Source organism: Sphingobacterium psychroaquaticum, assembly GCF_004421025.1.
Taxonomy (GTDB): domain Bacteria; phylum Bacteroidota; class Bacteroidia; order Sphingobacteriales; family Sphingobacteriaceae; genus Sphingobacterium; species Sphingobacterium psychroaquaticum.
Window position 1 is genome coordinate 2,485,663 of the sequence record NZ_CP038029.1, and the last position, 14,297, is coordinate 2,499,959.

The 14,297-nt window shown below is 41.4% G+C and carries 11 protein-coding genes; 4 read left to right on the forward strand and 7 right to left on the reverse strand.

Annotation, left to right across the window (positions count from 1 at the left end; translation table 11 throughout):
- Positions 1 to 3: 3 nt before the first annotated feature.
- Complete coding sequence (gene xylA / locus E2P86_RS10520) at positions 4 to 1,332, reverse strand: xylose isomerase (protein WP_134432868.1); 1,329 nt, start codon at positions 1,330 to 1,332, stop codon at positions 4 to 6.
- Between the two features lie 6 nt (positions 1,333 to 1,338).
- Complete coding sequence (locus E2P86_RS10525; protein ID WP_134432870.1) at positions 1,339 to 2,823, reverse strand: xylulokinase; 1,485 nt, start codon at positions 2,821 to 2,823, stop codon at positions 1,339 to 1,341.
- An 80-nt stretch (positions 2,824 to 2,903) separates the two neighbouring features.
- On the opposite strand from E2P86_RS10525, the gene E2P86_RS10530 reads away from it, so the two are divergent.
- On the forward strand, positions 2,904 to 3,935 hold the full coding sequence (locus E2P86_RS10530; protein WP_240775492.1) for a LacI family DNA-binding transcriptional regulator: 1,032 nt from the start codon (positions 2,904 to 2,906) through the stop codon (positions 3,933 to 3,935).
- A gap of 1 nt (position 3,936) precedes the next feature.
- On the opposite strand, the gene E2P86_RS10535 is transcribed toward E2P86_RS10530, so the two are convergent.
- The 3 genes from E2P86_RS10535 to E2P86_RS10545 all read right to left on the reverse strand — a co-directional run bounded on the left by E2P86_RS10535 (position 3,937) and on the right by E2P86_RS10545 (position 7,727).
- Positions 3,937 to 4,194, reverse strand: coding sequence for a hypothetical protein (locus tag E2P86_RS10535; protein WP_134432872.1), 258 nt, complete (start codon positions 4,192 to 4,194; stop codon positions 3,937 to 3,939).
- A gap of 11 nt (positions 4,195 to 4,205) precedes the next feature.
- On the reverse strand, positions 4,206 to 6,362 hold the full coding sequence (locus E2P86_RS10540) for a cation:proton antiporter (RefSeq protein ID WP_134432874.1): 2,157 nt from the start codon (positions 6,360 to 6,362) through the stop codon (positions 4,206 to 4,208).
- Between the two features lie 123 nt (positions 6,363 to 6,485).
- Complete coding sequence (locus E2P86_RS10545) at positions 6,486 to 7,727, reverse strand: ABC transporter permease (protein WP_240775493.1); 1,242 nt, start codon at positions 7,725 to 7,727, stop codon at positions 6,486 to 6,488.
- Between the two features lie 60 nt (positions 7,728 to 7,787).
- On the opposite strand from E2P86_RS10545, the gene fmt reads away from it, so the two are divergent.
- Complete coding sequence (gene fmt / locus E2P86_RS10550; RefSeq protein ID WP_134432878.1) at positions 7,788 to 8,705, forward strand: methionyl-tRNA formyltransferase; 918 nt, start codon at positions 7,788 to 7,790, stop codon at positions 8,703 to 8,705.
- On the opposite strand, the gene E2P86_RS10555 is transcribed toward fmt, so the two are convergent.
- Positions 8,706 to 8,921 carry a helix-turn-helix domain-containing protein gene (locus tag E2P86_RS10555; protein WP_085471637.1) on the reverse strand — a complete coding sequence of 72 codons (216 nt, stop codon included), beginning with the start codon at positions 8,919 to 8,921 and terminating at the stop codon, positions 8,706 to 8,708. It lies immediately after the preceding gene.
- Between the two features lie 341 nt (positions 8,922 to 9,262).
- On the opposite strand from E2P86_RS10555, the gene E2P86_RS10560 reads away from it, so the two are divergent.
- A complete protein-coding gene (locus E2P86_RS10560) occupies positions 9,263 to 10,123 on the forward strand; it encodes a sigma-70 family RNA polymerase sigma factor (RefSeq protein WP_085471636.1) in 861 nt (286 codons plus the stop codon).
- 130 nt (positions 10,124 to 10,253) lie between these two features.
- Here E2P86_RS10560 and E2P86_RS10565 read toward each other — a convergent pair whose 3' ends face one another.
- The gene (locus E2P86_RS10565; RefSeq protein ID WP_134432880.1) at positions 10,254 to 13,109 is read right to left on the reverse strand and encodes a M16 family metallopeptidase; all 2,856 of its coding nucleotides are present in this window, start codon (positions 13,107 to 13,109) and stop codon (positions 10,254 to 10,256) included.
- Between the two features lie 191 nt (positions 13,110 to 13,300).
- Here E2P86_RS10565 and xerD point away from each other — a divergent pair, with 191 nt between their 5' ends.
- Complete coding sequence (gene xerD / locus E2P86_RS10570; RefSeq protein WP_134434037.1) at positions 13,301 to 14,194, forward strand: site-specific tyrosine recombinase XerD; 894 nt, start codon at positions 13,301 to 13,303, stop codon at positions 14,192 to 14,194.
- Positions 14,195 to 14,297 lie beyond the last annotated feature (103 nt).

The following is a 14,297-nucleotide window of genomic DNA, read 5'->3' on the forward strand; positions in this document are numbered from 1 at the left end:
ATATTAAATGAATCTATTAATTAAATTTTCCAAAAACTCTTGTTTTCCGCTTTTCAAAGTTGGTTCCCCTGCTTGAATAGCCCATGTACGAAGGTCCTCCAAGGATAAGATTCCAGCCTCAAAATCGGCTCCTTTTCCGGAATCAAAACTGCTATAACGTTGCTTACGGAACTCCCGATACTCCGATTGTTGTAATATATTATCCGCAATTACCAAGGCCCGCGCAAAATTGTCCATTCCGCCGATATGCGCATAGAACAGATCGGCAGGATCCGTAGAGTTACGGCGTATCTTTGCATCGAAGTTCACCCCTCCACCACGCAATCCACCTGCTTCCAAAATAATCAAAAGTGACTCTGTCAACTCGTTAAGATCTGTCGGAAATTGATCCGTATCCCAACCATTTTGGTAATCCCCGCGATTGGCATCGATCGATCCCAGTAGGTTTGCATCGGCTGCAACCTGCAATTCGTGTTGGAAAGTATGGCCCGCAAGGGTTGCATGATTTACTTCCAGGTTTAACTTAAAGTCATCCAACAGATCAAATTGACGTAAGAAACCGATCACCGTCGCTGCGTCGTAATCGTATTGGTGCTTCGTCGGTTCACATGGTTTTGGTTCAATAAAGAAGGTCCCTTTAAAGCCGCGCGCACGTGCATAATCTTTCGCCATATGTAAGAAACGCGCCAAATGTTCTTGCTCCCGCTTCATATTGGTGTTCAACAAAGACATATAGCCTTCCCGGCCACCCCAAAAAACATAATTCTCACCGCCTAAGGCTATAGTTGCATCCAAAGCCGCCTGAACCTGTGCGCCGGCATGTGATAACACGTGAAAGTCAGGGTTGGTCGCGGCACCATTCATATAGCGGTGATGACTAAACAGATTTGCCGTTCCCCATAGGAGTTTGATACCACTATCGGCTTGTTTCTGCTTTGCATAATCTACAATAGCCCCCAAGCGGCGCTCATTCTCCTGGATATCGTCACCATAATCGACCAAGTCCACATCATGAAAACAGTAATATGGAAACTGCATTTTGGTCATAAACTCAAAAGCGGCATCCATTTTATCTTTCGCGCGCGCAATCGGATCTGTTTTCTGATCCCATGCAAAAAAATGTGTCGGTCCTCCAAAAGGATCGCTACCATTGGCATTAAAGGAATGCCAATATGCGCAAGCAAATTTAAAATGATCTTCCATTCGCTTTCCCGCCACCACGCGATCAGCATCATACCATCTAAAAGCTAATGGATTAGTTGACGCTACGCCTTCGTATTTAATTTGATCAATTCCCTTAAAATAGATCTGTTCACCCAATAAAACCTGCATAAAATATTAGTTTGATAATTTATAATCTAAAATTAATTTCCATTCTTGGTATAAAGCTTCATACGCATCTGCATTGGAGCTGACCTCCACCGCTAATACTTTTTTCAAGCCGTTAAAAGCTTCTTCTTGATCGGAAAACACCTGTGCACCAATTCCTGCACCTAAAGCCGCCCCGACACTTCCATCATTATTATATAATTCCACAGGGATCCCTGTAACATCAACAAAAGCAGACCGAAACAACGGACTCAAAAAAAGGTTAGTATGTCCGGCACGAATTACAGTGGGCGACAAACCGTTCTCTCGAAGGATATCAAGCCCGTAGCGAAACGAAAAAGCAATCCCTTCTTGGGCTGCTCGCCACAAATGAGCTGGTGTATGGCGCACAAAGTCTAGGTGCTCCATGGATCCACCTAGTGTGCGGTTTCCCAACATTCGTTCGGCACCATTTCCAAAGGGCAGCATCCGTAAACCATCAGCACCGATAGCAACCTCTCCTGCCTGCGCATTCATGGTCGCATAGTCCACATCAATCCCTGTAATCTTACGGATCCAACTGTTCTGAATCCCTGTTCCATTAATACAGAGCAGCACCCCCACATTAACCGCTGATTTGCTATGATTTACATGTGCAAATGTATTGACGCGTGAAGCTTTATCGTAAATCAAGTGGTCATCCACGGCATATATAACGCCGGATGTGCCACCGGTTGCAGCAACCTCGCCAGGCTTACGTACATTTAGCGATAAAGCGTTGTTGGGTTGGTCTCCGGCTTTATAGGTCACGACGACATGCGCACCGAAGCCAAGCGCTTGAGCAACGTCTTTCGTTACGTATCCATAATTCGAAAAAACGGGATTAATAGTAGGAACCAATGCTTCGTCTACCCCGTAGTAGGACAATAGTTCGGTCGATAATCTATTCTGTTCAAAATTCCACAGCACACCTTCCGAGAGGGCGCTTGGATTTGTCGTGATATGTCCCGTAAAACACATGCTCAAGAAATCCCCCGGCAACATAAACTTATAGATCTGTGCGTATAGAGCCGGCTCATTTTCCTTTACCCACGCTAGTTTAGAGGCTGTAAAATTTCCTGGGGAATTGAGGTGACTATGCAAAAAGCCTGTTGGCTCCAGTTCCGTCATCGCTTTATTGCCTGTCTCAACGGCACGACTGTCGCACCAGATAATAGCGTCACGGAGCACTTTATGATCTTTGTCGACGACGACTAAGCCGTGCATTTGATAGGCAATACCAATGGCTTGTATATCCTTGGGATTGTAGGTTTGGGACGCGTTTACCTTGCGAATCGCTTCTTGGGTATACGACCACCACAGGTTTGGATTTTGCTCAGCCCAATCGGGCTTCAGACTAATAATTTCCGCCTCTTTCTCTGGATATGTTGCCGAAGCCAAGCATAACTGTGTTTCCGCATCTACAACAGACACTTTAACCGATGAGGTCCCTAAATCAATTCCCAATAATAGCATAGATAATGGTAAGGTTTTTTTGTGTTAGCGCAACCGCTTGCATAAAAGTATTTATATTTATTTATATTTACAAAAACTTTTTGGAATTACTTCTAACCGTGGCTAAAAAAACAACCATTTATGATATCGCTAAAGAGCTGAATATCACCGTATCAACAGTATCTCGTGCATTAAATAACATTTCTTCGATCAGTGACTCGACTAGAGAGGCTGTGGTGGCTATGGCAAAGAAGATGAACTACCGCCCCAATAAGGTGGCCTCTTCTTTAACCTCCGGGAAAACCTATATTATCGGTGTTATCGTGCCGAGCGCTCAAATTCATTTCTTTGCCACGGTGGTTCATGCGTTAGAAAAATATCTAAAGCGGTTTGGATATAGCATCATATTGTATCAATCAAATGAATCGTTGGAGTCTGAGCAAAGAGGTGTCGATACCCTTCTGGAAGCCCAGGCAGACGGTATTATAGCATCGTTATCCTTGGAGACCGATGAGGTGTCCCATTTTGAAAAAGTGAAGGAAGAAGGTAAACCGCTATTAATTTTTGACCGTACGCACGACTTATTACGATCGCCATCCGTTACGATCGATGATGAATATGCCGGTTATATGGCGACCAAGCATCTTATTGATCAAGGTTATCGAAAAATAGCCTATATAACGACCACACATCAAATAAAGATATTCCAAGAACGCTATGCAGGCTACCAGCGTGCAATTAAAGAGGCCAAGTTAAAATTACGTCCCGAGTTTATCATCCTCGGCGACCTGAGTGTAGACGGTGGCTTTATCGGCACGAATCAATTGTTACAAGAGAAAGATCGTCCTGATGCCATAATAGGTGGAGATGATTTTGTTGCCCTGGGCATAATAAAAGCCCTGCACAAACATGAAATAACACCGCCTACTATCGGCGTAATCGGATTTGCCAATCAAAGCTTCTCCGAACATATTATCCCCAGCTTAACGACCATTGACCAACAAGCGGTGCAGATGGGAAATGAATGTGCCAAACTGTTTCTCAAGCTTTTGGATAAAAGCAAAGCAATAGCACCGGATGAGCAGGTGGTATTGACGCCGCTCCTTTTGGAACGTGAGTCAACAAAAAAATAAATTAAAGCAACAGCACTTTCCACGCCATCGGTATGTCATTGGCCGCGATACGTTCTTTTGCTTTTATCTCTAAATGTGTTGTCCGTGTCGATACATCACCAATAAAGGCATTCAATAATTCCTGAATCTCAGGTATGCTCCGAATCGCATCGACCTCTTGATCGCTTGGTATATGGTCGATCGACGCTAATCGAGACAAATCACTGGCATCTAAGATAACCGATTCACGGATAAATGAAGGGATCTTATTATAGTCCATTACGACTTTTATTATTTTTCTTTATTAAACATGTTTCCAATCTCTCGACTAATCTTTCTAAAGATCGGTGCCATTTGCACATTCTCGTAATCGTCAATATGTTGGTTCTCTACACGGCTTGGGAAAATCAAGATTAAATTCTGATTTTGATAGTATCGACCGACACGACGTGCCAAGCCATCCAAAGAGTCGCGGTAGGAAACTTCGCCGTAACGCGCCGATACAAAGACGAGCAATGAATCGGTGTTACTAAAGGTTGCTAAACCATAAATGTTATCCCAGTCTTCGTAGTTACTAAAACCTGCAGGCACACTCGATTTCAGCTGATCCAGCAGCGTTTCAATCGCACGTTGTGTGCGGGTACCGCACACATACATAACAGGTAAAGAAAGCTCTTGTCCTAAACGCAGAATTTTTTCCATCCAATAGACAAACCCTGTCTCTGACTCTGCCAGTGGCGGAACAAAAACTGTAATTGATTTGTGGGAAAGGAAAGGTTTATCCAGGCGACACATGAACAAGTTTGTATTGGTGCGGTTCAGAATACTCTCCGCCTTCTCTCCTACAATCTTCTCAATAAACGAAGTGGCACTCGGCCAGCCCAGAATAATACAATCTGCAAATAGCTCTTTCGAGGTACGACCAATACCACTTCCGATGTTGTGGTCTAACGTCGTCAAGATCTCGACTTCCGTTTCTGAGCCAGACGCATATCGAACCATACTGTCCAGATTTTTACGCGCATTGAGCGTATTTCGTTCTGCTTCTTCATTATCGGGTACTACACTGAGAATATGCAGCGGATGGTGAGATTTCTTCGATTTAATAAGCGTAGCAAAGTCCAATATAGGCTCCATATTCGCTAGATTCGCAATAGGAATCAAGATCCGCTCTTCATGCTCTTCGACATGCTCTTTATGTGTATCGTGTTGATGTCCCTCCATCACAATTTTCTTCGATGCATTTTCGGTCACAATCGAAGCAATAATACAGGTAACGAGAATCAAAACAATGGTACCATTTAATACATTTTCATCGATAATCTCCTTTTCATACCCGACCATAATAATAGCGAGCGTTGCAGCGGCATGCGCATTACTCAGTCCAAAGATAAGGTTACGTTGATTCTTGGTATACTTAAAGACCAACTGAGTGGCTGTTGCAGCAAGGAATTTACCGGTTACGGCAACCAATGTCAGCGTACCGGCAATAATAAGGGCCATCGGCCCTTTAGTGAGTACGCTCACATCTACAATCATCCCCACAGAAATCAGGAAAAAGGGGATGAAAATCGCATTTCCGATAAACTCAATACGATTCATCAAAGCGGATGAATGCGGAATAAGCTTATTCAGCGCCAGTCCCGCCACAAAGGCTCCGATAATAGGCTCCAGGCCGGCAAGTTCCGAGAGGAAGGCCGCAAAGAAAACGACGGCAAGTACAAAGATATAATGTGCCGTTTTTTCGGCCTCAATCCGTTGGAAAAACCATTTGGCGATACGCGGGATAACACCAAACATAATAAACAAGAATATGGTAAAGGATACCCCCAGGGTAACCCAAAATTCCTGGTTGAGCGCTCCCTGCGAAGCGCCGGTTACCACGGCTAGAATAATCAATACCGCTGTATCGGTCAAAATTGTTCCACCTATTGTAATCGCTACTGCTTCATGCTTAGAAATACCATAACTGTTTACAATCGGATAGGTTACCAAGGTATGCGTTGCAAACATACTCGCAATCAAAATGCTGGGTAAAAAATCGTAGTTCAGCAAATAATAACACACCGGAAAACCAATCATAATTGGAATAATAAACGTAAAGAATCCAAAGAGCAAACTTTTATTCTTTGTCTTCTTAAATTCATTCATATCCAACTCTAATCCAGCAATAAACATAATATAGAGTAGACCAATGGTGGAGAACAAATCTATCGCATCTACACCGCTGCCTTCTAGTGTAACTTTATCTATTTTGCTCAACCAATTTAAGCCATGAGGCCCCAAGAGTACGCCAAACAAAATCAATCCGATAATACCCGGTACTTTGATGGGTCTAAGGATGATGGGAGAAATAAGAATAATAGTTAAGATCACCGTAAAAACCAATACAGGATTGGTTATTGGTGTTGAGAAAGCTTCGGAAATGTGATGCAGTAATTTATCCATACGCAAATATTACAGTTTAATGTTTGACTTGTATACGGCTAGTAAATTACTAAAATTTAGCCCCAAATCCTAATCTAGGGCTTCGTTTGCCCAATATTGTGACATTGCCACAGGGAGAAAACACTATTTAAACTGAATAGTTTTGACAGGAGAAATTCGACTAATCAACATGGATGGAATAAACAGTGTCAACAAACCAATAATCATGACAGCCAGGTTTAAGCCTAGCACTTCATACCACATGATGGACATCGGCACATAGTCAATATAGTATGTCGCTGGGTCGAGCGTAAAAAAATGGGTGTATGATTGGAAAACATAGAGTGACAAGGCTATAATATTCCCAATAAGCAATCCATATCCAATCAAATACATGGAATTAAAGAAGAAAACACGCCGTATGCCTGCATTATTATAACCTAACGCTTTTAGGATCCCTATCATCGAAGAGCGTTCTAAGATACTAATCAGCAAGGATGATATCATATTAATTGCCGCTACCACGACCATAAGCACGAATATGATGTTATCGTTCATATCCAACATGCTCAGCCAGTTGAAAATATCGGGCATCTGTTCAATAATATTGGTCGCATGGAGACGCAGCGGGAGTTCGTCGTTCAGCACCTGTGTTACCCGTTCTAACGAATCGAATGATGCTATCCGGATTTCATACGCACCAACCTCATCGGTAGCTAGGTCATTTAATCGTCGGATCAAATCCAACGAACCGATAACATATGTTTTATCGAGTTCCTCCGAGTTCGTCGCATAAATTCCTTTCACGGTAAAAGGACGTTTACGGATCGGCTCTTGAATAAAGAACATAACGAATTTATCCCCGACCTTTAAATGCAAACGTTTCGCAAGCATCTCCGAAATAAGAATCTGGGTATTGGGATCTTGGGCAAAATTCAAAGTGTCGCCCTCTTTGATGTTTCTTGCGAGGTATTTTTGATTATACGACGCACCAATTCCTTTCAATAACACCCCTTCAACCTCACCTTTCACATTCATAATCCCTGCTTTGGTGGCAAAAGGACTTATATTGACAATATTAGGGATTTTTTTTATCTCGTTAAGCTGCGCATCAGATAAGCTGATTGGGGTATTCTCAAAGGAGCTGTTCAGATCATTTTTTGAAACGATAATATCACCGAAAAACCCTCTCTGCTTTTCAATAATCTCGGTCTTAAAGCCAGTCAGGATCGCTACCGAAAGTATTATGGCGGTAATAGCCAAGGCTAAGGCACCAATAGTGACACGTACAATCAATTTGGAGAAAGTTCGTTGCCCTGTAATAGTAATCCGCTTCGCTAAAAAGTAAGGAAAATTCAAGCTGAAAATTAATTTGTACCTTCGCAAAGTTAATAATTTTTGTCACTTACCACTATTTCTAAGAAAATAGAATATTCTACTGAACGTATGCGTATAATCTTCATGGGTACTCCCGATTTTGCTGTTGCTTCACTACAAGCTTTATTAAACGATGGCGCTCATGTTGTCGCTGTAGTAACTACACCAGACAAACCAGCAGGCCGAGGACAAAAGATGCATGAATCTGCTGTTAAAGTCTTTGCAAAAGCACACGATATACCTGTCTTACAGCCTGTAAAACTACGTGATCCATTATTTGTGCAAGAACTTCGCGACCTAAAAGCAGACTTACAAGTTGTCGTTGCCTTCCGGATGCTACCTGAGCTCGTGTGGTCCATGCCACCTAAAGGAACCATCAATGTGCATGCCTCACTCCTTCCGCAATACCGCGGTGCAGCCCCAATAAACCATGCCATTATTAACGGCGAAGAGAAAACGGGGGTCACCACCTTCTTGTTGCAGCACGAAATTGATACTGGAAATATTCTCTTCAGCGAAGAGGTGGACATTTTGGCAGATGACAATGCGGGCACCGTGCATGACAAGTTAATGGCAGCTGGTGCGCGGACGTTGTTAAAAACGGTCAAAGGATTGGAAGCAGGTACAATAACTCCTATACCGCAAGCAGATATCCCTGTAGAAACCCTACACCATGCGCCCAAAATATTTAAGGAGGATTGTGAAATCAACTGGAATCAACCGACTGAAAAGGTGTATAATTTTATCCGAGGTTTAAGCCCGTATCCAACTGCATATACACATCTGAGTCAGAAGGTCCTTAAGATTTATGAAACGGAGAAATCGGAGAAAATAGAAGGATTAGCGCCTGGTGCATACCACACAGACCATAAGAATTATTTAGCATTTGCGACGGCAAATGGCTCCATACGCATCAAATCACTCCAAATCGAAGGAAAAAGACGTATGCAGATCGACGAGTTCCTTCGCGGATATCGATTCGACTAGTTATTCGCCTTCAGCTGGCACGTACTCCAGCAGATCCCCCGGTTGGCAGTCCAAGGCTTTACAGAGCGCATCCAATGTGCTCATACGGATAGCCTTGGATTTTTGATTCTTTATAATCGAAAGATTCGAGAGCGTAATACCCACTTTCTGGCTCAGTTCGTTCAACGAAATTTTCTTCTTTGACATGAGGCTATCGAGATGGATTTTAATTGGCATATCAGTTATTTATTTAAAAATTTAAACAATTAAAAAGATAACAATCATTTTACGTAATTGTTTTATTGACATTCAAAAAAAATCATTTGAAAGTCAAAACACTAACGATAAACCAGTTACCCTGTGTAACTTTTTGAATAATAAGCAAACAAAACAGGATTCATCGAGTTATCACTAATAAACTATGAGAAATTGGAATAATTTTTGCTGTATACAGATAGCTAAACTTCTTTTCTTAACTACCTCATACTGAGTAATTAATTTACATCCACATGAAGGTATTTTCGTAGAAATTTACTATTTTTGCAGACATTTCAAAAGAAAGGTATTTAATACATTAAATGAGACAGCTCAAAATTACACAATCCATTACCAATCGTGAGTCACAGTCGTTAGACAAGTACTTGCACGAGATTGGTAAAGTCGACTTAATTACCGCGGAAGAAGAAGTAATCTTGGCACAACGCATTCGCGAAGGAGACCAAGTTGCTTTAGAAAAATTGACAAAAACCAACTTGAGGTTCGTTGTTTCTGTTGCTAAGCAGTACCAAAATCAGGGCCTTACCTTAGGCGATTTGATTAATGAGGGCAATTTAGGCCTAATTAAAGCAGCAAAACGTTTCGATGAGACAAAAGGTTTTAAATTTATCTCTTACGCTGTATGGTGGATTCGTCAGTCAATTTTGCAGGCTATTGCTGAACAATCGCGTATCGTACGTTTACCCCTAAACCAAGTGGGGTCCTTGAGTAAAATCAGCAAGGCTTTTTCAAAATTAGAACAGGAATACGAGCGTGAGCCTTCTCCTGAAGAATTAGCTGACATCTTGGAGACTACGGTTGACAAAGTGTCAGACACACTAAGTAATTCAGGAAGACATGTATCTATGGATGCTCCATTTGTTCAAGGGGAAGAAAATACCCTGTTGGATGTTTTGGAAAATAGCGATCCAGATACAGATAGCTTACTTATCGACGAATCACTATCTGAAGAAATTAAGCGCTCTTTGGCGACTTTGACGGAACGTGAGCGTGAAATTATCGTATTGTTCTTCGGTCTAGGCACCAACCACCAATTATCATTAGAGGAAATCGGTGAAAAATTTAGCCTGACGAGAGAACGTGTACGCCAAATTAAAGACAAAGCTCTTCAACGTTTACGCCACACTTCGCGTAGCAAAATATTAAAATCTTATTTAGGCTAGTAAGCTAGCCGGAAAATGTAAAAGCGCAGTTGAATAAACTGCGCTTTTTTTTGTCTTGATATTCTTATAAAGAAGTAGAGACACGAAACCAAAAGGTATAAAATGTGCCTCTACGTTTTTTATTTTATTACTATTTAACCTCGTCCGGTAGAAGGATAAACTTAAACAAATGTTCTTCATTCAAATAACGGTTGGCAATATCTTTCACCGACTCTACCGTCACTTTATCCAAATCCTTTAGGTAACGTGTAATATACGTTGGATCCTCATTCCGCTGGTAGGCGCTGGAGATCTGACTCAACCAGAATTTGTTTTCCTTCACCGAAAGCTCCAACTGACGGCGTTGTTCGATCTTGAATTTCTCCAAATCAGTGGCAGAAGGACCGTTCTTCTTCACCTTATTGATTTCATCCATGGTAGAATTCATTAAACCCTTGTATTTCTCTACCCCTGTACCAAAAGAAACAGTCATACTAAATCTGTTTTTCGGATACTTAGATGTTGTCGCTCTGGCAGATGTACCATAGACACCACTTTCCTCTTCACGCAAGCGTTCGATAAGTTTAATGGACAAGACGCTTTCTAAAGCATTTAAATTCAAGTTCTCGACTTCGCCGAATTTATAATCGCCATAGTAAGTCAAAACAGCCATTGCTTTTTGATCCTGCCCTTTATGTACTACTTTTTCAAAGCCTTTATTTGGCTCATAAATACCCAGATCTTTTGCTTGCTCATTACGTTTTAAGCTAGGCAAAGAAGCGATGTATTGCTCCAAGTATGGCTTAATTTCCTCTTCTGTAAATGACCCTACAATGGTAAAGACAAAATCTGAAGCATCAGCGAAACGCTCTTTGAAGATGGCTAAAGCACGTTGCTGATCAATTTTCTCCACGCCTTCGTTAGAGATTGGAACACGACGAATGTTACCGCTATACAGGCTTTCCATAACATTCTTACTGAAAACGAAGTTTGGATTACTTTCTCTATTCACGATCATCGACTTCGCCTTAGTAATGGTACTTTTAAAGACATCATCTTCAATACGTGGCGCTGTAAAATAACCATTGATCAGTTCAAAAGCAGTCTTCAATCCCTCTTTATCTGAATAACCAGAAAGACCTTCTGTTCTTTCGCTCAAATATGGGTTGATGTTCACGTTCTTGCCTGTCATATACTTCTGCAATTCGATCGTATTCAACTGACCTACCCCACTGCTGTTCACTAAATCACCTGCTTGTGCGGCCGAGTAATAATCTTGGTCACTGTACAACGAAGTACCACCAGGACTGAATGCACTGATTAAGATCTCATCGTTCTTGAATGTCGTTGGCTTTAAAATTACCTTAACGCCATTACTCAAAACCAATTCTTTGGCTTCAATCGCAGGAATCGCCTTGGTTGAAGTAATAGTACCTTTAGCCGGCACCTTCGCCAGTAAAGGCAGATCAGATACTTTATCAACGTAAGCGGTAATATTCTCACGCTCTACTTCGTTAAACCACGTATTTACCTGTTGTTCCGTTGGCAGACTCGCTTTTTCATTATCTGGAGCCATAATGATGATATCACGATTTACATCCAGATAGAATTCTTTCCCTACTGCCTCTACTTCTTGGCGTGTTAAAGTCGGCAACAATTGTTTATTTAATTGATAACTATCCTCGTTACTTAATGCGGGACTACCTTCCAAGAAGTTATTTAGGTAACTATTTACATAATTATCCGATTTTTTCTTACTACGCTCGATATAGGATGTTTCATTCCCTTTATTAAACGCAGCTACCGTACGTTTAAATTCGGTCTCTGTAAAGCCATATTTTTGAACTCGCTCTAATTCGCGAACCAATGCCTTAAAGCCCAATTCAAATTCCTTCGGTTTTGCAACAAAAAAAGCATTATACGCATCTAGACCGCCAAGGAACCCACCGATACCAACACTAGCTTGTAAGAATGGTGGCGTTGCCGATTGACCTAACTCCCCTAAACGTGCACTCAACATGCTGTTATATACCGCTTTCAGCAACCCTCTACGTAAATCACTCACCGTCTTTACCTTCTCTTCAGGATGCTTGATCGTAATCTGCCCCATCGTGTAGGTCATCTCTGGATCGGTAACGGCTAAAAACTGATTTTTATTCAGCAAAGGAACAGTCAGTTCTGTACGTTTTTGTGGATTAGCAGGCATTTTCAAATCAGAAAATAAACGCACCACCTCTTTTTCCATCTGTGCCACATCAATATCACCTACGATAATCAAGGCTTGAAGGTCTGGACGGTACCATTGTTGATGGAAATTGCGCAACTCTGAATAAGGGAAGTTTTTAATACTTTCTTCTGTACCGATCGGCAGGCGATTAGCATACAATGAGTTGTTCAACATCACCGGCAAAAACTTATCCCGCATACGTTGCTGTGCACCACGGCCGCCACGCATCTCTTCTAAGATAATACCACGCTCTTTATCAATCTCCTCGTCTGTTAATAATGCGTCCTGTGCCCAGTCGCGCATAACCTGAAGTCCGTTTTTCAATAAATCGGCATCATCCGAAGGGATCGGCAACTGATAAACCGTTTGGTCAAAACCTGTATAAGCATTCAGGTCACTTCCGAAACGGACACCTGCTTTCTGTAAATAATCTACCAATGCATTTTTAGGAAAATGTTTCAACCCATTGAAGTTCATATGCTCTAAAAAGTGCGCTAAACCCAATTGTTGCTCCGTTTCCAATACTGACCCAACTTTATTTGCCAAGTACATCGTTACACGGTCCTTAGGCTCCACATTCTTACGGATGTAATACTGAAAGCCATTCTTTAATTTGCCTGTCTTAACTTCCTGATCGAAAGGCAAAACTTTGTTCCAGGATGCAGTATCCTGAACAAGAATTGTTCGTGCTTCATACGTCATACTCGTCGGCGACGCCTTCACGGCACCAAGCGCCGTAGGCAATAAAAATGCTAATGCAATAGGTTTTATAATTTTCATCTAGAATTATATCTATAATTATCGGCGTAAACCTACGAAAATTCCATAATATAACTTATCAACAAACAATAATTTTACATAACAAGACTTGACAAGAAATAAAGTGCTACAAAAAAGAATTCAACGCCTAAAGTATAAGGGAGTCCCGATTAATAATTGCAGATAAGAACATATTTATTTAAGTTTATATGATGAATTGGGATATTGCGAAAAAGGACTTTAAACGCTACTTACAGTTGGAGCGCGGGCTATCCAATAACTCCATCGAGGCGTATCTAAATGACGTAAATAAATTAGAAAGCTATTGTACCTATACGCAATTGCCACTTGATGCTATTCAAACTCGGAACCTACAGCAGTTCCTCCTATTTATAAATGACTTTCATATATCACCGTATACACAGGCAAGGTTACTTTCGGGACTAAAGACATTTTTTGCTTTCCTCCAGATTGAATACCTCATAGCCACAAACCCTGCTGAACATATAGAAGCACCTCGCTTAAACCGTAAAGTACCAAGTGTCCTCAATATTCAGGAAATCGATGCCCTTATTGGCGCCATAGATCTTTCTACTGCAGAAGGGATGCGCAACAAAACGATATTGGAATTACTTTACGGTTGTGGCCTCCGTGTATCGGAACTTGTTAATCTAAAAATATCAAACTTATTTTTAGATGTCGAATTTATTAAGGTCGAAGGCAAGGGCAACAAAGAGCGATTGATTCCAATCGGACAACAAGCCATTAAATACCTTAAAATATACCTTAATGAGGTGCGCGCAAAAGGTCCTATCAAAGCCGGTTTTGAAGATATCGTGTTCCTCAATCGTCGTGGCGCACAATTATCCCGCGTTATGGTGTTTCTTATTATTAAAGACTTAGCCAAGAAGATTGGCCTCACAAAAACCATAAGCCCACACACCTTTCGACATTCTTTTGCCTCACACCTGGTTGAAGGTGGAGCCGACCTTCGTGCGGTTCAAGATATGCTGGGACATGAAAGCATTACCACAACAGAAATATACACACACATTGACCGCGATTACCTGCAATCTATTATCACCCAATATCACCCGCGATCTTAAATGCAACTTTGTTTAATTTAATTTGCAATAGTGTTGCATTTAGAATATCTTTGTGCCATTGATGTTCCGCAAGGCTTGTATTTATATCGTCCTATTCTTTTCG